Annotated in this window: 18 protein-coding genes and 1 riboswitch; of the genes, 14 read left to right on the top strand and 4 right to left on the bottom strand. The window is 64.7% G+C overall.

The window, feature by feature from the left end:
• Genes pstA through phoB form a run of 4 tightly spaced genes read left to right on the top strand, consistent with a single transcriptional unit; the run spans position 1 to position 3,122 of the window.
• On the top strand, positions 1 to 846 hold the full coding sequence (gene pstA, locus JQ587_RS03410) for a phosphate ABC transporter permease PstA (RefSeq protein ID WP_212302861.1): 846 nt from the start codon (positions 1 to 3) through the stop codon (positions 844 to 846).
• Positions 843 to 1,664: a phosphate ABC transporter ATP-binding protein PstB gene (pstB, locus tag JQ587_RS03415; protein WP_212302859.1), complete on the top strand. Its 822-nt coding sequence runs from the start codon at positions 843 to 845 to the stop codon at positions 1,662 to 1,664. The genes pstA and pstB overlap by 4 nt, the downstream gene beginning before the upstream one ends.
• An 11-nt stretch (positions 1,665 to 1,675) precedes the next feature.
• The gene (gene phoU, locus JQ587_RS03420) at positions 1,676 to 2,392 is read left to right on the top strand and encodes a phosphate signaling complex protein PhoU (protein WP_212302857.1); all 717 of its coding nucleotides are present in this window, start codon (positions 1,676 to 1,678) and stop codon (positions 2,390 to 2,392) included.
• 22 nt (positions 2,393 to 2,414) lie between these two features.
• Entirely contained in the window at positions 2,415 to 3,122 is a 708-nt protein-coding gene (gene phoB, locus JQ587_RS03425; protein ID WP_212302856.1) for a phosphate regulon transcriptional regulator PhoB, read from the top strand.
• A 196-nt stretch (positions 3,123 to 3,318) separates the two neighbouring features.
• Here phoB and JQ587_RS03430 read toward each other — a convergent pair whose 3' ends face one another.
• A complete protein-coding gene (locus JQ587_RS03430; protein ID WP_018644522.1) occupies positions 3,319 to 3,831 on the bottom strand; it encodes a GcrA family cell cycle regulator in 513 nt (170 codons plus the stop codon).
• A gap of 457 nt (positions 3,832 to 4,288) precedes the next feature.
• Here JQ587_RS03430 and JQ587_RS03435 point away from each other — a divergent pair, with 457 nt between their 5' ends.
• The 3 genes from JQ587_RS03435 to JQ587_RS03445 all read left to right on the top strand — a co-directional run bounded on the left by JQ587_RS03435 (position 4,289) and on the right by JQ587_RS03445 (position 7,665).
• A complete protein-coding gene (locus JQ587_RS03435) occupies positions 4,289 to 5,491 on the top strand; it encodes an aspartate aminotransferase family protein (RefSeq protein WP_212424403.1) in 1,203 nt (400 codons plus the stop codon).
• Positions 5,491 to 6,414, top strand: a complete 924-nt coding sequence (gene argF, locus JQ587_RS03440) for an ornithine carbamoyltransferase (RefSeq protein WP_212424404.1) — start codon at positions 5,491 to 5,493, stop codon at positions 6,412 to 6,414. The genes JQ587_RS03435 and argF overlap by 1 nt, the downstream gene beginning before the upstream one ends.
• 243 nt (positions 6,415 to 6,657) lie before the next feature.
• Entirely contained in the window at positions 6,658 to 7,665 is a 1,008-nt protein-coding gene (locus JQ587_RS03445) for an Hsp33 family molecular chaperone (protein ID WP_212302850.1), read from the top strand.
• Between the two features lie 29 nt (positions 7,666 to 7,694).
• Here JQ587_RS03445 and apaG read toward each other — a convergent pair whose 3' ends face one another.
• Positions 7,695 to 8,087: a Co2+/Mg2+ efflux protein ApaG gene (apaG, locus tag JQ587_RS03450; protein ID WP_212302907.1), complete on the bottom strand. Its 393-nt coding sequence runs from the start codon at positions 8,085 to 8,087 to the stop codon at positions 7,695 to 7,697.
• A 192-nt stretch (positions 8,088 to 8,279) separates the two neighbouring features.
• On the opposite strand from apaG, the gene JQ587_RS03455 reads away from it, so the two are divergent.
• From JQ587_RS03455 to JQ587_RS03465, 3 genes are read left to right on the top strand one after another with little or no spacing between them, the layout of a single operon-like run.
• Complete coding sequence (locus tag JQ587_RS03455) at positions 8,280 to 9,566, top strand: OpgC domain-containing protein (protein ID WP_212302848.1); 1,287 nt, start codon at positions 8,280 to 8,282, stop codon at positions 9,564 to 9,566.
• Positions 9,566 to 10,336 carry an SGNH/GDSL hydrolase family protein gene (locus JQ587_RS03460; RefSeq protein ID WP_212424405.1) on the top strand — a complete coding sequence of 257 codons (771 nt, stop codon included), beginning with the start codon at positions 9,566 to 9,568 and terminating at the stop codon, positions 10,334 to 10,336. The genes JQ587_RS03455 and JQ587_RS03460 overlap by 1 nt, the downstream gene beginning before the upstream one ends.
• A gap of 12 nt (positions 10,337 to 10,348) precedes the next feature.
• Positions 10,349 to 11,350, top strand: coding sequence for an SGNH/GDSL hydrolase family protein (locus tag JQ587_RS03465; RefSeq protein WP_212424406.1), 1,002 nt, complete (start codon positions 10,349 to 10,351; stop codon positions 11,348 to 11,350).
• A 68-nt stretch (positions 11,351 to 11,418) separates the two neighbouring features.
• On the opposite strand, the gene JQ587_RS03470 is transcribed toward JQ587_RS03465, so the two are convergent.
• The gene (locus tag JQ587_RS03470; protein WP_212424407.1) at positions 11,419 to 12,606 is read right to left on the bottom strand and encodes an O-succinylhomoserine sulfhydrylase; all 1,188 of its coding nucleotides are present in this window, start codon (positions 12,604 to 12,606) and stop codon (positions 11,419 to 11,421) included.
• Positions 12,607 to 12,680: 74 nt separating this feature from the next.
• Positions 12,681 to 12,760, bottom strand: a riboswitch (SAM riboswitch).
• A gap of 80 nt (positions 12,761 to 12,840) precedes the next feature.
• Here JQ587_RS03470 and JQ587_RS03475 point away from each other — a divergent pair.
• The 4 genes from JQ587_RS03475 to JQ587_RS03490 all read left to right on the top strand — a co-directional run bounded on the left by JQ587_RS03475 (position 12,841) and on the right by JQ587_RS03490 (position 17,324).
• A complete protein-coding gene (locus tag JQ587_RS03475) occupies positions 12,841 to 13,977 on the top strand; it encodes a 2'-deoxycytidine 5'-triphosphate deaminase (protein WP_433995276.1) in 1,137 nt (378 codons plus the stop codon).
• A gap of 93 nt (positions 13,978 to 14,070) precedes the next feature.
• Positions 14,071 to 14,481: a PAS domain-containing protein gene (locus tag JQ587_RS03480; RefSeq protein WP_212302839.1), complete on the top strand. Its 411-nt coding sequence runs from the start codon at positions 14,071 to 14,073 to the stop codon at positions 14,479 to 14,481.
• A 123-nt stretch (positions 14,482 to 14,604) separates the two neighbouring features.
• Positions 14,605 to 15,657, top strand: a complete 1,053-nt coding sequence (locus JQ587_RS03485; RefSeq protein WP_212302837.1) for a hypothetical protein — start codon at positions 14,605 to 14,607, stop codon at positions 15,655 to 15,657.
• Between the two features lie 224 nt (positions 15,658 to 15,881).
• On the top strand, positions 15,882 to 17,324 hold the full coding sequence (locus tag JQ587_RS03490) for an MATE family efflux transporter (protein ID WP_212424408.1): 1,443 nt from the start codon (positions 15,882 to 15,884) through the stop codon (positions 17,322 to 17,324).
• On the opposite strand, the gene JQ587_RS03495 is transcribed toward JQ587_RS03490, so the two are convergent.
• Positions 17,321 to 17,788 carry a hypothetical protein gene (locus tag JQ587_RS03495; RefSeq protein WP_212424409.1) on the bottom strand — a complete coding sequence of 156 codons (468 nt, stop codon included), beginning with the start codon at positions 17,786 to 17,788 and terminating at the stop codon, positions 17,321 to 17,323. The two genes, JQ587_RS03490 and JQ587_RS03495, sit on opposite strands and share 4 nt — an antisense overlap.
• Between the last annotated feature and the right edge of the window lie 78 nt (positions 17,789 to 17,866).

Here is a 17,866-nt window from a genome sequence, read left to right on the forward strand (position 1 = left end):
ATGAACCCGATTTACGCACGCCGCCGCCGCAAGGACATCGTCGTCCGCGGGCTTTGCATCGGTGCCGCCGCCTTCGGCGTCACCTGGCTCGCGCTGATCCTGATCACGCTGCTCTACAACGGCCTGGCCGGCCTGAACCTCGAGCTCTTCGCCGCTGATACCCCGCCTCCGGGCTCGACCGAAGGCGGTCTGCGCAACGCCATCGTCGGTTCGCTGATCATGACCGTGATCGGCGTCGGCATCGGCGCGCCGCTCGGCCTGTTCGCCGGCACCTATCTCGCCGAGTATGGCCGCAACGACAAGCTGACCTCGGTGATCCGCTTCATCAACGACATCCTGCTCTCGGCGCCCTCGATCATCATCGGCCTGTTCATCTACGGCGCGGTGGTGGTGCCGATGCGCGGCTTCTCGGCGATCGCAGGCTCGCTCGCGCTCGCGGTCATCGTGATCCCGGTGGTGCTGCGCACGACCGAGGACATGCTGCTGCTGGTGCCGAACGCGCTGCGCGAGGCGGCCTCTGCGCTTGGCCTGCCGCGCTCGCTGGTGATCAAGCGGATCGCCTACCGCGCCGCGCGCTCCGGCCTCATCACCGGCGTGCTGCTCGCCACCGCCCGTGTCGCCGGTGAAACCGCGCCGCTGCTCTTCACCGCGCTGTCGAACCAGTTCTTCAGCCTCGGCCTGAACAAGACCATGGCCAACCTGCCGGTCACCATCAACAACTTCGTCCAGAGCCCCTACGCCTATTGGAAGCAGCTCGCCTGGAGTGGCGCGTTGCTGATCACATTGACCGTGCTTGCCCTGAACATTGGCGCGCGCATTCTCGGCGCCGAGAGGACCGCAAAATGACCGATCTGTCCGTATCCGTGAGCTCGAATGCTCATTTGGCGTCGCAGCAGCCGCTGCCGGAGGCGCCCGCCAAGGTGACGGTGCGCAACCTCAACTTCTATTATGGCGAGCATCACGCACTGAAGAACATCAACCTGGCGCTCGGCACCAACCGGGTCACGGCGTTCATCGGCCCGTCGGGTTGCGGCAAGTCGACCCTGCTGCGCATCTTCAACCGGATGTACGATCTCTATCCGGGCCAGCGCGTCACCGGTCAGCTCATGCTCGACCAGACCAACATCCTCGACCCCAAGCTGGATCTCAACCTGCTGCGCGCCCGCGTTGGCATGGTGTTCCAGAAGCCGACGCCGTTCCCGATGACGATCTACGAGAACATCGCGTTCGGCATTCGTCTTTACGAGAAGATCTCGAAGTCCGAGATGGACGACCGCGTCGAGAAGGCGCTGCGCGGCGGCGCGCTGTGGAACGAGGTCAAGGACAAGCTCAACGCTTCCGGCCTGTCGCTCTCCGGCGGCCAGCAGCAGCGCCTCTGCATCGCCCGCACCGTCGCGGTGCGGCCCGAGGTGATCCTGTTCGACGAGCCCTGCTCGGCGCTCGACCCGATCTCGACCGCCAAGGTCGAGGAGCTGATCCAGGAACTGTCCGAGAACTACACGATCGCGATCGTGACCCACAACATGCAGCAGGCGGCCCGCGTCTCCGACAAGACCGCCTTCATGTATCTCGGCGAGCTGATCGAGTTCGACGACACCAGCAAGATCTTCACGTCGCCGACCGACCGGCGCACGCAGGATTACATCACCGGCCGGTTCGGCTGAGGAGACAGGACATGGGTTCTGAACATACCGCAAAAGCCTTCGACACCGACCTCCAGGAGCTCACCCGCCTGGTCGCCGAGATGGGCGGCATCGCCGAGCGCATGATCGTCGACTCCGTCGACGCGCTGATCCGCCGCGACGTCGCGCTCGGCCAGCGCGTGGTCACCATCGACGCCGAGCTTGATACGCTGCAGAAGAAGATCGAGGAGCGCGCCGTGCTCACCATCGCGCGCCGCCAGCCGATGGCGGTCGATCTTCGGGAGATCGTCGGCGCCATGCGGGTTGCGACCGATCTCGAGCGGATCGGCGATCTCGCCAAGAACATGGGCAAGCGCGTCGCGGCGCTGGAGACGGATTTCCATCCGCTCAAGCTGTTCCGTGGCCTCGAGCACATGACCGACCTCGTGCAGCAGCAGGTCAAGTCGGTGCTGGACGCCTATGCCGCGCATGACCTGCCGGCGGCGATGGCGGTGTGGAAGGGCGACGAGGAGGTCGATGCCATCTGCACCTCGCTGTTCCGCGAGCTCCTCACCTACATGATGGAAGATCCGCGCAACATCTCGTTCTGCATCCATCTGATGTTCTGCGCCAAGAACATCGAGCGGATCGGCGACCACGCCACCAACATTGCCGAGACCGTGTTCTACATGATCGAAGGCCAGGCCATCACCGACAAGCGGCCGAAGGGCGACATGACGACGTTCGCCACGACGGTCCCGAACACCTGATTACGCAAGGAGCGACGACCCCATGGGCGCACGCATTATGGTGGTTGAGGACGAGGAAGCTCTGACCGAGCTTCTCCGCTACAACCTCGAAGGCGACGGCTATGACGTCGAGACGGTGATGCGCGGCGACGATGCCGACACCCGTCTCAAGGAGCACATTCCTGATCTGATCGTGCTCGACTGGATGCTGCCGGGGCTGTCGGGCATCGAGCTGTGCCGCCGGCTGCGGACGCGATCCGACACCAAGCAGCTGCCGATCATCATGCTCACCGCGCGCGGCGAGGAGAGCGAGCGGGTGCGGGGCCTGGCGACCGGCGCCGACGATTACATCGTCAAGCCGTTCTCGGTGCCCGAGCTGCTCGCGCGCGTGAAGGGCCTGCTGCGGCGCGCAAGCCCTGAGCGGCTTGCGACCATCCTCGCCTTCGGCGACATCGAGCTCGACCGCGAGAAGCGCCGCGTGGCACGCTCGGGCCGGCCGATCGATCTCGGGCCTACCGAATACCGCCTGCTGGAGTTCTTCCTGGAGCATCCCGGCCGCGTGTTCTCGCGCGAGCAGCTGCTCGACAGCGTCTGGGGCCGCGACATCTATATCGACGAGCGCACCGTCGACGTACATATCGGCCGCCTGCGCAAGCTGCTCAATCTCGGCCGTGAGCAGGACCCGATCCGCACCGTCCGCGGTGCCGGCTACGCGCTCGATGATCGGTTTGCGAAGGCGGAGCAGACATAGGGTTTGCGGGCGACTGGTTTAGTGAGCTGCGGCCACATTCTCAGCTGTCGTCCCGGGGTGCGCGCAGCGCGAGCCCGGGACCCATAACCACGGGGAGTGGTAGCTATGGATTCCCGCCTTCGCTGGGATGACACCGAATAATTGGCGCCGTCATCGTGTCACGGCCGCCGTCTTGGCAATCAATAGAATTGGTAGCTCAGCGCGTGCCGGGCTTCGCCGGTGCGCGACGCCGGTCGGCTGCCGGCTGATACGCCACCCGCGAGTGCTGAGCGCAATAGGGCAGGCCGGAGAGCGCCTTGCCGCCGCAGAAGAAGAAATCCGGGCTCGAGGGATCGCCGACCGGCCAATGGCAGGTTGCCTCGTTCAATTCGAGCAGCGACAGCCGCTGGCTCATCGGCACTACGTTGTCGTAGGTAACCGGCTCGGCCTCGACCTCGACCTCGAAGGCCTGCGCCAATGCGGTGTTGCCGCGCGCGATGGGCCTGCTCACCCGCATCATGTGCTGCGCGGGACGCGCCTTGCGCGGCCGCGGAGCTGCCGAAGACGGGCTCTTGGCGCGGCCGGACAGGCCGAGCCTGTGCACCTTGCCGATCACGGCATTGCGGGTGACATTCCCAAGCTCAGCGGCGATCTGGCTAGCCGAAAGTCCGGCCTCCCAGAGCTTTTTCAACTGCTCGACGCGATCGTCCGACCAGGTCAAAACCGTCATTGTAACCTTTCCTTCGCCGCGCGCCTGCCATCCTGGGGCGGCACAACGAATGCCTAAGCCTCGAAAAACCCGTGCCGCCAGAATCCCTTAAGGCTCGCCGGGCGTGACTAGAACGCCCGAACGTTTACGCCGGTACATGAGGACTCTTGGGATCAGAACCGCTGCACGAGATGTCGTATCTGACAAGCCAAACGCTACAATATGGCGTGACTCACGCGCAAGAGTCCGCCGACTCGCTTCCACATGTTCCGTGGTGAAAATCCCGCAAAATCGCCACCGCAAGACTACGGATTCAGCGTTTCGCGAGGCTTTCCGGGCGGCATTGACACCCGTTTCACCAGGCCTAAGATAGTCGCGCGTGCCGCCCTTAAAAGGCGGCACGTTTCGTTTTCCGGGCCGGTCAATGGTGCGTTGCGCAAAGCACGCGTTACACCGTCCGCAACATCAAGTGATCGTCATGACTAGCAGCGCAGCGCCGCATTTGCTCCCCGTTTTCGCCAGGGCCGACATCGGTTTTGAGCGCGGTGAAGGCGTCTGGTTGATCGCAACCAACGGCGATCGCTATCTCGATTTCACCTCGGGCGTGGCGGTGAATGCGCTCGGCCACGCCCATCCCGCGCTGGTCAAGGCGTTGCAGGAGCAGGCGACCAAGCTCTGGCACATGTCGAACCTGTTCCAGAGCCCGGACGGCGAGAAGCTTGCGAACCGTCTCTGCAACGAGAGCTTTGCGGACTTCGTGTTCTTCTGCAATTCCGGCGCCGAAGCGCTGGAAGGCGTGATCAAGCTGGTCCGCCATCACCATTTCTCCAAGGGGCATCCGGAGCGCTACCGCATCATCACGTTTGAGGGCGCCTTCCATGGCCGCACGCTGGCGACGCTCGCCGCGACCGGCTCTGCAAAATATCTCGAAGGGTTCGGTCCGCCGATGGACGGCTTCGACCAGGTGCCGCATGGCGACCTCGAGGCCGTGAAGAAGGCGATCGGTCCCCACACTGCGGGTATCCTGATCGAGCCGATCCAGGGCGAGGGCGGGGTGCGCTCGTCGACGCCGTCGTTCCTCAAGGCGCTGCGCCTGCTCTGCGACGAAAAGGGCCTGCTGCTTGCGTTCGACGAGGTGCAGACCGGCATGGGCCGCACCGGCGATCTCTTCGCCCATCGCCGCACCGGCGTCACGCCCGACGTGATGTCGCTGGCGAAAGCGCTCGGCGGCGGCTTCCCGATCGGCGCGGTGCTGGCGACCGCGGACGCGGCCTCCGGCATGGGGCCCGGCTCGCATGGCTCGACCTTCGGCGGCAATCCGCTGGCGATCTCGGCTGCGAATGCCGTGCTCGACGTCATGCTCAAGCCCGGCTTCTTCGACCACGTGCAGAAGATGTCGCTGCTCTTGAAGCAGAAGCTCGCCTCCGTGATCGATCGTCATCCCGATATCGTCAGCGAAGTGCGCGGCGAGGGGCTCCTGATCGGCATCAAGGCCGTGGTGCCCTCGGGCGACCTGGTCGCAGCGCTCCGCAACGAAAAATTGCTCACGGTCGGCGCCGGCGACAATGTCGTGCGCTTCCTGCCGCCGCTGATCGTCACCGAGGCCGAGATCGAGGACAGCATCGGCCGGCTCGAACGCGCCTGCGCTGCGTTGTCCGGCAACAAGCGGGCGGCAAGCTGATGAGCAAGGCTCCAAAGCACTTCCTGGATATCAACGAGCTGCCGTTGTCGGAGCTCAAGAGCATGCTCGCGGCCTCCTCCGCCATGAAGGCGAAGCAGAACGCGCATCAGCCGGTGAGGCCGCTCGAAGGCAAGACGCTGGCGATGATCTTCGAGCGTCCGTCGACCCGCACGCGCGTCTCGTTCGATGTCGCCATGCGCCAGCTCGGCGGCGAGCCCATCATGCTCACCGGTGCCGAGATGCAGCTCGGCCGCGGCGAGACCATTGCAGACACCGCGCGCGTGTTGTCGCGCTATGTCGACGCCATCATGATCCGCATCCTCAATCACGAGGCGCTGCTGGAGCTCGCGGCGAATGCGACCGTGCCCGTCATCAACGGCCTGACGCGGCGCTCGCATCCCTGCCAGGTGATGGCCGATCTCATGACCTTCGAGGAGCATCGCGGGCCGATCGAAGGTCGGACCGTGGCCTGGACCGGCGACGACAACAACGTGCTGGCGTCCTGGGCCCATGCCGCCGAGCGTTTCAAGTTCAAGCTCAATGTCGCGACCCCGCCGGAGCTGGCGCCGAAGAAAGTCATGCGCGACTTCATCAAGGCCACCGGCGCGCCGATCGTGATCGGCACCGATCCCGAGGCCGCCGTCAGGGGCGCCGATTGCGTCGTCACCGACACTTGGGTGTCGATGGGCGACAAGGAAGGCGAGCATCGCCACAACGTGCTCAAGCCCTATCAGGTCAATGCCAAGCTGATGTCGCTGGCCAAGCCCGACGCGCTGTTCATGCACTGCCTGCCCGCCCATCGCGGCGAGGAAGTCACCGACGAGGTGATCGACGGCCCGCAATCGGTCGTGTTCGACGAGGCTGAAAACCGCCTGCACGCGCAGAAGGGCATTTTGGCCTGGTGCTTTGACGCGGTGAAGTAACGCTGCGGTGGAGCGGGTGGCTGTTCGGCGACTCCATCCTCCGCTGTCGTCCCGGACAAGCGTAAGCGCAGATCAGGGACCCGTAATCACAGGACCTCGTTTGGCGATGAGTTGTCATCGCCGACAACAGCCTGATCCTGTGGTTATGGATCCCGGGTTCGCGCTTCGCGCGCCCGGGACGACGCTGAGTTTGAGGCCCCTGTGCCTCTTCCATTTCCACCCTCCGACCCCAGATAAAGCGCCATGGTTTCCCAATCCCCTGACATGAAAACCGGGCCTGAAGGCCCGGTTCGCGCACCATCCGCGGTTCCGATCGATGACGCTGTGCTGCCCTACGAGGTCGATGCGCTCGATGTGCGCGGCCGCCTGGTGCGGCTTGGTCCTGCGCTCGACGACATCCTGACCAAGCATGATTATCCTGCGCCGGTCGGCAAGCTGCTCGGCGAGGCCATCGTGCTGACGACGCTGCTCGGTTCGGCGCTCAAATTCGAGGGCCGCTTCATCCTGCAAGCCCAGACCGACGGCCCGGTGTCGTTCCTGGTGGTGGACTATCAGGCGCCGGATCGCCTGCGCGCCTATGCGCGCTTCGACGCCGAGCGCCTCGGCGACGCCAGGGACTCCGGCGCATTGCTCGGCCGTGGCCATCTCGCCATGACCATCGACCAGGGGCCGGACATGAGCCGCTACCAGGGCCTGGTCGCGCTCGACGGCGGCAGCCTGGAAGATGCCGCCCACGAATATTTCCTGCGCTCCGAGCAGATCCCGACGCGCGTGCGGCTCGCGGTCGGCGAGGAGTGGCGCAGTAGCGACGGTGGCAAGCATCGCTGGCGCGCCGGTGGCATGCTGATGCAGTTCTTGCCGAAGGCGCCGGAGCGCGCACGGCAGGCCGACTTACACCCCGGCGACGCGCCTGATGGCGCCGAGGTGCACAGCATCGCCGAGGACGATGCCTGGGTCGAGGCGCGCTCGCTGATCGAAACCGTCGAGGACGTCGAACTGATCGATCCCGATCTCTCCGGCGAACGGCTGCTCTATCGCCTCTTCCACGAGCGCGGCGTGCGCGTGTTCAATCCGCTGGTCCTGAAGGCGCAATGCTCCTGCTCGCGCGACGCAGTCGCCTCCATGCTGAAGAGCTTTTCGCCGGATGACCGGAGTGCCATGGTCAAGGACGACAAGGTCGTCGTGACCTGCGAATTCTGCTCCTCGGTGTACGCGTTCACGCCGGACGAAGCGGGCGTCGAGGACGCGTAGCGCGGTAGGTAGGTTCGTACGGCACCTCGCTAATTCAACACCCGCTTGTTGTCCGGGCTGTCCAGCGAGAACGTCGGCACGTCGATCTCGAAGCGTTCGCCGCTTTCGCTGACCATCTGGTAGCGGCCGGTCATGAAGCCGGACGCGGTCGAGAGCGGGACGCCGGAGGTATATTCGAAGCGCTCGCCGGGGGCGAGCGTCGGCTGCTCGCCGACCACGCCTTCGCCCTTGACCTCCTGCTGGCGGCCGGAGGCGTCGGTGATGATCCAGTGCCGCGTCTTGAGCTGCACCGTCTCGTCGCCGGAATTGGTGATGACGATGGTGTAGGACCAGAAATAGCGCGAGCGGTCGGCCGACGACTGCTCCGGAACAAAGTTCGGCTCGACGGTCACTTCGATCTGGCGGGTCACGGCGCGGTACATGATTGCCATCATAACGAAATCCTGGCCGGGAACCAAACGCCGAAGTCCGCTTTGGCGACATCGTCCCGCCAGAATTGACGGGGAAGTACACCCCGAGAACACCCGTATGTGATCCCGCCGCTTTGCGAGGCGGCGACGGGACCGGTACACTCCTTTAAGCGTCGCGATTTGCGGAAGGGTTTTTGGGCCCCGATGACCATTGCCGATCAAGTGACGGGATCGACGATCGCGGGAACCGCGGGGGCCACGCCTGTGGGTGCCAAGCCCGTGGATGCCAAGCCCGTGGATGCAAAGCCGCGGATTGCCGCGCCGGCCATCACGCTGCCCGCCATCGGCGAGCGCGAGCTCAGGCTCGACCTGTTCCGGGGCCTCGCGCTGTGGCTGATCTTCATCGATCATCTGCCGCCGAATTTGCTGACCTGGTTCACGATCCGCAATTACGGCTTCAGCGACGCCACCGAGATCTTCATCTTCATCTCCGGCTACACCGCTGCCTTCGTCTACGGCCGCGCCATGCTGGAAAACGGCTTCCTCATCGCCACCGCGCGCATCCTGCGCCGTGTCTGGCAGATCTATGTCGCCCACGTCTTCCTGTTCACGATCTTCCTCGCCGAGATCTCCTACGTCGCGACCAGCTTCGAGAACCCGCTCTATACCGAAGAGATGGGCATCATGGATTTCCTCAAGCAGCCCGACGTCACCATCGTGCAGGCGCTGCTCTTGCGCTTCCGTCCCGTCAACATGGACGTGCTGCCGCTGTACATCGTCTTGATGCTGGCGCTGCCGCTGATCCTGTGGTCGATGAAGTGGCGGCCCGACGTGACGCTTGCGCTCTCGGCCCTGCTTTATGCGGCGACCTGGGAATTCGACCTCTATTTCTCGGCCTATCCGAACGGCTTCTGGGCGTTCAATCCGCTGGCCTGGCAATTGCTTTTCGTGTTCGGAGCCTGGTGTGCGCTCGGAGGTGCGCGACGCATGTCACGCATTCTGGCTTCCCCCATAACGATGTGGATCTCGATCGCCTATCTCGTCGCGGCATTCTACGTGACGCTGACCTGGTACCTGCCGCAGCTCTCGCACTTCATGCCGAAGCGGCTTGAACAGTGGATGTATCCGATCGACAAGACCGACCTCGACGTGCTGCGCTTCACGCATTTCCTGGCGCTGTCGGCGCTCACCGTTCGCTTCCTGCCGCGGGATTGGCCGGGCCTGAAGTCGCCGTGGCTGCGGCCGCTGATCGTGTGCGGCCAGCATTCGCTGGAGATCTTCTGCCTCGGCGTCTTCCTGGCCTTTGCCGGCCATTTCATCCTGGCCGAAGTCTCCGGTGGACCGGCCATGCATGCGCTGATTAGTCTCTCCGGAATCCTGATCATGTGGGCGATGGCCTGGGTGATTTCGTGGTACAAGCGCGTGGCCGACAAGAGCGGTACGAAAAACAAAGCCGCCGTCGGCAACGCCGATCTGGCGGGAGGGGGCTGATGAAGGCTAAGGTTCTCCTGAGCCTGATCCTGCTGTGCGGTGGTCTCGCTGCGCCTTCGGCGCGCGCGGGCGATGCCGTGCCTGCTGCGCCCGCAGCCTGCGAATTGCCACCCTATCTGCTCGCCACCGACAGCCAGCTCCACAAGGTCGCCGACACCGTCAAATCGGGCAAACCGCTCGAGATCCTGGTGATCGGCAGCCGCTCCACCACCATTCCGGCCCAAGAGGACAGCTCCTATCCGGCGCGGATGCAGGCCGTCTTGAAGGACAAGCTGCCGCCTGCGGAGACTGTGCACGTATCCGTAGAAATACAGAGCAAGAAGACGGCGGAGGAAGCTGCCGGGACCTTCGTTAAGCTGATGGAAGCAAAAGCACCTACTTTGGTCATCTGGCAGACCGGGACCGTGGATGCTATCCGCTCCGTCGATCCCGACGACTTTCGCGGCGCCGTGACCGAAGGGGTCGCTGCGTTGCAAAATGCAGGGGCTGACGTCGTCTTGATGAATTTGCAGTACAGCCCCCGTACCGAAACCATGATCTCGGCACCGCCTTACCTCGATAACATGCGGGTGGTGGCACAAGAGCATGATATCCCGCTGTTCGACCGTTTCGCGATGATGCGGCAGTGGAATGATCAGGGTCAGTTCGACCTGTTCAGCCCATCCCGCGGCCCCGAGCTGGCGAAGCAGGTCCATGATTGCATCGGCCGGGCGTTGGCACAGTTCGTGATGGACGCAGCCCATCTGGGGCCGGCCGAGCAGCAAAATTGAGGTCTAGCGTTAATGAGTTCTTTCCGCCCTTTTGGCCTGTCGACACGGCTGGTCGCGCCCGCAGCGGCGGTGCTGCTGGTGCTGACGCCCATGCTGCAGGTCCCCGCTCGCGCTCAAGCCGCGCAGGCGACGCCTGCTCCGCAGCAATCCGCTAATCCCGCACCGGCATCACCGTCCCAGACGACCGTGGCCGCGACCGGCCAGTCGACCACCGACCAGCGCGGTCTCACCTCGCGCGCCATCGACAAGGTGAAGCAGGTCGCGAAATCCGCCGGCGACATTTTCAGCCGCGTGCCTTGCCTGTCGCCGAAGGGCGTCTCGAAGACCATGGGCTCGCTGCCGCATGTCGCGAACAAGCTCGTCGCCGGCAAGCCTGTCGTGATCGTCGCGTTCGGCTCGTCGTCGACCGCGGGTTACGGTGCGAGCTCGCCCGATTTCAATTATCCGAACCGTCTCGCCGCGCAGTTGCGCCGGCAATACCCGACCGCCGACATCACCGTCATCAATGCCGGCGTCGGTGGCGAGGACGCGCCCGAGATGATGACGCGCCTCCAGAAGGAGGTGATCGATGTGCATCCGGATCTCGTGATCTGGCAGGTCGGCACCAACGCCGTGCTGCGCAACCTCGATCCCGGCGATACCGCCAAGATGGTCGAGGACGGCGTCACCCGCATCCAGACGGCCGGCGATGCCGACGTCGTGCTGGTCGACCCGCAATATTCGCCGCGCGTCACCGAGCGTCCCGAAAGTGCGGGCAAGATGGTGAAGCTGCTCGGCAAGGTCGCCGAGCTCCGTCACGTCGGCATCTTTCCGCGCTTCGAGGTGATGCGCGAGTGGCACGAGAAGCAGGCGCTGCCGGTCGAGAGCTTCGTCATCGCCGACGGCCTGCACATGAACGATTGGGGCTATGCCTGCTTCGCCCAGTTGCTCGGCGACGACATCATCCGCTCGGTGGGGCAGATCAAGCTAGGGGTGAACGTGCCGGCGGACGTGCGGACGTACCGGCCGATGTAAGGGAAGCGAGTAGGGAGTGGCGGGTAGCGAATGGGGATCGATCCATTCGCCACTCGCTATTCACCCCGTTACGCCTTCTCCAGCGCCGCCGTCAGATCCTCGATCAGATCATCCGCGTGCTCGAGCCCGGCCGAGTAGCGGATGAATCCTTCGCCAATGCCGAGTTCGGCGCGCACTTCCGGCTTCAGCCGCTGATGCGTCGTGGTCGCCGGATGTGTCACCAGGCTCTTGGCATCGCCGAGATTGTTCGAGATCTTGGCAAGCTTCAGCTCGTTGAGCACGCGGAACGCCGCGGCCTTGCCGCCCTTGACCTCGAAGCCAACCAGGGTCGAGCCGCCGCGCATCTGCTTCTTGACCAGCGCCGCCTGCGGATGATCTTCGCGTCCGGGATAGACCAGCCGCGCAATCTTCGGATGGCTCGCCAGCACGTCGGCGATGCGCGCCGCAGTCTCGGTCTGCGCCCGTACGCGCACGCCGAGCGTTTCCAGGCCCTTGAGCAGGACCCAGGCGTTGAACGGCGAGATCGACGGGCCGGTCTGGCGCATGAAATTGTGAATGTGCTCGGCGATGAAGGCTTCCGAGGACAGGATGATGCCGCCGAGACAGCGGCCCTGGCCGTCGATGTGCTTGGTCGCGGAGTAGACGACGACGTCGGCCCCTAACGCGAGCGGGCTTTGCCAGATCGGCGTCGCGAACACGTTGTCGACGACGAGCCGCGCGCCGCCGCTGTGGGCGATCTCGGCAATGCCGGGAATGTCGAGCACGTCGAGCGTCGGATTGGTCGGGCTCTCCAGGAAGAACGTCTTGGTGTTCGGCTTCAGCGCACGCTGCCATTCATCGAGATTGGCACCGTCGACCAGCGTGGTCTCGATGCCGTAGCGCGGCAGCAGGTCCTGAATGACATAGAGACACGAGCCGAACAGCGCCCGCGAGGCGACCACGTGGTCACCAGCCTTGAGCGGCGCCAGGATCGCAGTCGTCACAGCGGCCATGCCCGTTGCGGCCGAGCGCGCGGCCTCTGCCCCTTCGAGCTCGATCATGCGGCGCTCGAACATCGCGATCGTGGGGTTGGAGTAGCGCGAATAGATGAAGCCGGGGTCCTCGCCCTTGAACCGCGCCTCGCACTCCTCGGCGCTGTTGTAGACGTAGCCCTGGGTCAGGAACAGCGCCTCCGACGTCTCGCCATATTGCGAGCGCAGGGTGCCGGCATGGACCAGGCGGGTTTCGGGACGGTAAGTAGCAGGCGACTTCGACATAAGACCCTCCGAGATGACCGTCTCGTCGAAAACGGTCACAAAAAAACCGGCCTGGATATCTCCACGGGCCGGGATCACAGAGGTCCCCGGCCTGTTTAGCGACTTATTTAACGTGGCTGCAAGCCGGCCGGCTCAAATCACCACGGGATAAGTGATGCTCATATTCCGCAATGCCCTTTCCGTCAAGGCGTCCATCGGATAGCCGTAAAAGACTAGTATTTCCCGCAAGTCCGGATGTACTTGACCCCTGATGAGGACCCACGGTTGACGTTCACGGTTGCCGCCGACGCCAATGGTATCCTGCCCGACCGCATGATCGCGGCGATGGCGGAAGCAGGCCTCATCCTGCCCGCATACGATTTCGTCGAAAGCCAGATCCAGCCGGCGAGCCTCGATCTGCGCCTCGGCGACATCGCCTATCGCGTGCGCGCGAGCTTCCTGCCCGGCCCCGGTGCCACCGTCGCCGAGCGCATCGACCAGTTGAAGCTGCACGAGTTCAGTCTCGCCGACGGCGCGGTGCTGGAGACCAACTGCGTCTACATCGTGCCGCTGCTGGAAAGCCTGGCGCTGCCGCCGGAGATCGTCGCGGCAGCCAATCCGAAAAGTTCGACCGGCCGGCTCGACGTTTTCACCCGCGTGATCGCCGACGGCACCCGCCGCTTCGACATGATCGGTGCCGGTTATCACGGCCCGCTTTACGCCGAGATCAGCCCGAAGACGTTTCCAGTCCTGGTGCGCGAAGGCTCGCGCCTGTCGCAGGTGCGCTTCCGCACCGGTGACGCCATCCTCAATGCCGATGCGCTCGATGCACTCCACGCCACCGAGCGTCTCGTCGACATCGACGATGCCGATCTCACCGGCGGCGTCGCCGTCTCCGTCGATCTCTCCGGCGAGAAGGGCACCGGCTTCGTCGGCTACCGCGCCAAGCGCCACACCGGCGTGGTCGATGTCGACCGTCGCTCCGGCTATGCCGTGGAAGATTTCTGGGAGCCGATCTCGGCGCGTCCCGACGGCAGCCTGATCCTCGATCCCGGCGAGTTCTATATCCTCGCCTCCAAGGAGGCGGTGCAGGTCCCGCCGGATTACGCCGCGGAGATGGTGCCGTTCGATCCCTTGGTCGGCGAATTCCGCGTGCATTATGCCGGATTCTTCGATCCCGGCTTCGGCTATGCCGGTGCGGGCGGGCAAGGCGCGCGCGCCGTGCTGGAAGTGCGCTCGCGCGAGGTGCCGTTCATCCTCGAGCACGGCCAGATCGTCGGCCGTCTCGTCTACGAGAAGATGCTGGCGCGCCCCGACGCGATGTACGGCCAGCGTATCGGTTCCAACTACCAGGCGCAGGGCCTGAAGCTGAGCAAGCACTTCCGGGTGTAGCTGCACACTCCACTGTCATGCCCTGGCAAGTCGGGCGACGACACCGAATGTGTGCCAGGATGTGCAAAATCCGGCGACATGCGAGGTGGTGCCATGACCGATCAATCTCAGCTCGACGCAAACATCCTCGACGACGTCGCCGACGCGCTGATCTATTCGGATCGGTCAGGTACGATCATGCGCTGGAATCGTGCGTCCACCGCGCTGTTCGGTTTTGCGACAGACGAAGCGCTCGGCCAGAATCTCGATCTGATCATCCCGGAGCATCTGCGCGCCGCGCACTGGAAGGGCTTTGAGGCCGCCCTTGCCAGCGGAGCGATGAAGCTTGCGGGCCGGCCGACGCTGACCCGCGCGCTGCACAAGAGTGGACGCAAGCTCTACATCGAAATGACCTTCGCGCTGGTGCGTGATGCCGGCGGCAATGTGCAGGGATCGGTCGCCATGGCGCGCGACGTCACCGAGCGCATTGAGCGCGAGCGCGCCGCCAAGGCTCCGCAAAAATAAGGCCAGGCAAACTTCGTGATGCGGAATTGGCGCGCTGTCGTGCAAGGCGTTCTGCGTGCGCGTCATGTTGCCTGCTGCCTGCCGCAGTGACACACTCGATCAATACAACGATCGGGAGCGATCATGACCGCCGCAGCAGACGCCGCGCAGGAAGCGCAATGGAAACGCTGGCGCGTGGTCGCCGACCTCTACCACGCTTACTTCACCGGCCTCATCCTCACGGTGGTCACGCGGCGCGGTACGGCAGAGGCCGCCGAGTTCGTCTTCCGCGTGTTCCGCCGCCAGCAGCAGGAGCGTTTCCTGCCGGGGCTCAAGAAGCTCGGGATTGATCATCTGCCGCCGGCGGTAGCGGCCGCGCAATATCACTACCTCTCCAACTGGATCGGCGGCGTGCACGTCGAATACATGTATGAGAGCGACACCAAAGCCTGGATCCGCTACCCGCCGCCGCGCTGGATCTGGAAAGGCCCGGCGATCTGCGGCGTGCCGGGCGAGGTCAGCCGCGCGATGCTGCGCGGTTGGCACGCCAACAACGGTGTCGCGCTCGGCGATCTCAGGCTGGGCTTCGTCTGCACCAAGCAGAGCGTCGATGGTCAGGACGGGCTCGAAGGCTACTACCACCAATACGACCATCCACTGGAGCTGGACCAGCGTCTCGCCTATGCGCGCCATCTCGACGCGCCTTTATTCGACGCGAAGAGAGCACCGGCGCTTCCCGTCGCAAGCTGGCCGAAGTCTCGGCTGGAAAAGGCCTATCGCAACTACGCGATGGAATATGTTCGCACGGCAGCGCCGGTGATGGTGCAGCTGTTCGGGCCGGAAGATGCCGGCTATCTCCTGCACATCACCGGCAAGCTGATCGGCATGCAATTCTTCGATGAGATTGCGGAGCCGCTGGCAATGCGCCGCGGCGGTGCGAAGGAGTTCGCATCCTTCCTCAACGCCCTGTTCGCCGCGCAGGATGATGCGGCCGATACCGCGCAATCCGAAGGCAGCTTCGAAATCCGCCAGCAGAGCTGGAAGCTGATGGATGACGTCGCCGATTATCACCGCGCCTGCGCCAAGGTGCTGGAAGGTTTGCTCGAGGGACTGGCGGCAGGATGCGGCCGGCATATCAATGTGCACTTGCGCCCGACGGCAGGCGGCCACCCGCCGCTGGTCTGGACGATTGGGTAGACGACCGTGTTTCCGCGGGCTTCACCTCGCCCCGCAAGCGGGGCGAGGGAGAAGAACCAATTCCACCTACTGAAATGCGCTGCCGCAGGGCACGCCTGCACCCGACGCAGGAGGAATCGGCCGCCGCCGTGCTAACAAGTGCATACCGCGCCTTTCGCGCGAGTGAATTCATTAGCGCACCTAAGCATTGCCGCGCCACAAGTGGCGCTTATGCCGGAGACGAAATGACGGACATCGCCGAGATCCCGGTCGATGAGCAGGAACGTCCGCTGCCGCCCTCTCCGCGCCCCGCGCGGAGCGCGCTGACCGACGGGCCGATCCTGCGCACGCTGCTCGGGCTCGCCTGGCCGAATGTGGTCGCACTGTCGGCCGGCACCTGCGTGGTGATCGCAGAGACCTCCTATATCGGCCGTCTCGGCGTCGAAGCGCTGGCCGCGATGGCGCTGGTGTTTCCGACAGTGATCCTGACCATGACGATGTCGGGCGGCGCCATGGGCGGTGCCGTGGCGTCCGCCATCGCACGTGCGCTCGGGGCCGGCGATCGCGAACGCGCCGGCACACTGGCTGCGCATGCGCTGCTGATCGGCATCAGCTTCGGTCTCGTGTTCATGCTGGGCATGCTGGTCTTCGGGCCCCAGGTGCTCACGATGCTCGGCGGCCGCGGCGACGTGCTGACCCATGCGATCGCCTACACGCAGGTGTTTTTCGGTGGTGCCGTGCTGCCCTGGCTGCTCAACACCATGGCCGGGGTGCTGCGCGGCACCGGCAACATGAAGCTGCCGTCGCTTTTGATCCTCAACTCCGCGGTCTGGCAGATCGTGCTCGGCGGCACGCTCGGCCTCGGGCTCGGGCCCTTCCCGCAACTCGGCATGCGTGGGGTCGCCGCCGGCGCGCTGACCGCCTACTCCATGAACATCTGCGTGATGGGCTGGTACCTGTTTTCCGGCCGCGCGCGCGTGGTGCCAAAATTGCGAGGCTTGCGTATCCAATGGGCGATGTTCTTCGACATCCTGAAGGTCGGCGCCATCGCCTGCTTCTCGCCACTGCAATCGGTGCTGACGATCTCGATCTTCACCCACATGCTGGCGAAGTTCGGCACGGCGATCCTCGCCGGCTACGGTATCGGCGCGCGGCTCGAATTCTTGCTGACCTCGATCGCGTTCTCGTTCGGCATCGCGTCGGTGCCGATGATCGGTATGGCGGTCGGTGCCGGTCGCATCTCCCGCGCGCGGCGCATCGCCTGGACCGCAGGCGCGAGCGCCTTCGTCGCCGTAGGTACGCCGGCCTGCCTCGTCGCGCTGTTCCCCGACCTCTGGGTCAACATCTTTACGGACAGTGCCACGGTGCGTGCAACCAGTCATCAATATCTGTCGACGGTGGCGCCGTTCTACGCGTTCATCGGCCTTGCCTCGACGATGTACTTCTCGTCGCAAGGGGCAGCCAAGGTGATCGGGCCGGTGCTGGCGCAGACCGCGCGGCTGATCTACATCGCGACCTGCGGCTGGTGGCTGTCGACGCATGACGCTACGGCGCAGAATTTCTTCTGGCTCGCCGCAAGCTCGATGGTCGTGCTCGGCCTGCTCTCATCCTCCAGCGTGGTGCTGACCCGCTGGGGACCGCGTGAAGCCAAGCCGGCGGTGCGCCCCGCCCTGTCGGTTGTGGACTAGCGATGTCTGTGGCGGCGATGGCCTCCGCCGCCGACATTGGCGAGCCGCATCAATTGCGGGATCATCGCCATCATGTCGCCGCCGCCGAGCATGCCCATGATATCGCCGCCGCCCATGCCGCCGATCCCGGTCGGGATGGTGCCGCCGCCCATCGGCGCATAGCCGCCGTAACTGGGTGCGCCGAAGCCGGCCATGCCGCCGCCACCCGTCATGCCGCCGAGTCCGCCGCCGCCATTCTCCATCATGCGGCTCATCATCGGGCCCATGGTTTGCATCATCATGGCGAAGCGGCGCTTGCCCATCTTCGCCTTCATCATTTCCAGCATCGGCGCCATCTGGGTCATCATGTCCTCGCCGCCGGCACCACCGCCGCCGAGGAACTGCGCCTTGGCCGGCGCGCCCGAAATTGAAAGCAGCAGCAGCACGGCGGCTGCCTGGCAGATCACCTTGTCCGCACGTCTCATGGCATGCTCCTCGCGTGCGTGGCGCCGCCGGGAGAGCGAGGCCAACCGGACGCACGCGATCATGGGTACGGCCGATGA

Source organism: Bradyrhizobium manausense (assembly GCF_018130615.1).
Taxonomy (GTDB): Bacteria; Pseudomonadota; Alphaproteobacteria; order Rhizobiales; family Xanthobacteraceae; genus Bradyrhizobium; species Bradyrhizobium manausense_A.

What these genes read in the sequence shown, in the direction of transcription:
- JQ587_RS03495 (WP_212424409.1), bottom strand. Translation starts at nt 17,788, where the DNA reads ATGAGACGTGCGGACAAGGTGATCTGCCAGGCAGCCGCCGTGCTGCTG.
- JQ587_RS03435 (WP_212424403.1), top strand. Translation starts at nt 4,289, where the DNA reads ATGACTAGCAGCGCAGCGCCGCATTTGCTCCCCGTTTTCGCCAGGGCC.
- pstA (WP_212302861.1), top strand. Translation starts at nt 1, where the DNA reads ATGAACCCGATTTACGCACGCCGCCGCCGCAAGGACATCGTCGTCCGC.
- JQ587_RS03475 (WP_433995276.1), top strand. Translation starts at nt 12,841, where the DNA reads ATGTACTTGACCCCTGATGAGGACCCACGGTTGACGTTCACGGTTGCC.
- JQ587_RS03455 (WP_212302848.1), top strand. Translation starts at nt 8,280, where the DNA reads ATGACCATTGCCGATCAAGTGACGGGATCGACGATCGCGGGAACCGCG.
- JQ587_RS03465 (WP_212424406.1), top strand. Translation starts at nt 10,349, where the DNA reads ATGAGTTCTTTCCGCCCTTTTGGCCTGTCGACACGGCTGGTCGCGCCC.
- JQ587_RS03445 (WP_212302850.1), top strand. Translation starts at nt 6,658, where the DNA reads ATGGTTTCCCAATCCCCTGACATGAAAACCGGGCCTGAAGGCCCGGTT.
- JQ587_RS03430 (WP_018644522.1), bottom strand. Translation starts at nt 3,831, where the DNA reads ATGACGGTTTTGACCTGGTCGGACGATCGCGTCGAGCAGTTGAAAAAG.
- JQ587_RS03490 (WP_212424408.1), top strand. Translation starts at nt 15,882, where the DNA reads ATGACGGACATCGCCGAGATCCCGGTCGATGAGCAGGAACGTCCGCTG.
- apaG (WP_212302907.1), bottom strand. Translation starts at nt 8,087, where the DNA reads ATGTACCGCGCCGTGACCCGCCAGATCGAAGTGACCGTCGAGCCGAAC.
- argF (WP_212424404.1), top strand. Translation starts at nt 5,491, where the DNA reads ATGAGCAAGGCTCCAAAGCACTTCCTGGATATCAACGAGCTGCCGTTG.
- pstB (WP_212302859.1), top strand. Translation starts at nt 843, where the DNA reads ATGACCGATCTGTCCGTATCCGTGAGCTCGAATGCTCATTTGGCGTCG.
- JQ587_RS03470 (WP_212424407.1), bottom strand. Translation starts at nt 12,606, where the DNA reads ATGTCGAAGTCGCCTGCTACTTACCGTCCCGAAACCCGCCTGGTCCAT.
- phoB (WP_212302856.1), top strand. Translation starts at nt 2,415, where the DNA reads ATGGGCGCACGCATTATGGTGGTTGAGGACGAGGAAGCTCTGACCGAG.
- JQ587_RS03460 (WP_212424405.1), top strand. Translation starts at nt 9,566, where the DNA reads ATGAAGGCTAAGGTTCTCCTGAGCCTGATCCTGCTGTGCGGTGGTCTC.
- JQ587_RS03480 (WP_212302839.1), top strand. Translation starts at nt 14,071, where the DNA reads ATGACCGATCAATCTCAGCTCGACGCAAACATCCTCGACGACGTCGCC.
- phoU (WP_212302857.1), top strand. Translation starts at nt 1,676, where the DNA reads ATGGGTTCTGAACATACCGCAAAAGCCTTCGACACCGACCTCCAGGAG.
- JQ587_RS03485 (WP_212302837.1), top strand. Translation starts at nt 14,605, where the DNA reads ATGACCGCCGCAGCAGACGCCGCGCAGGAAGCGCAATGGAAACGCTGG.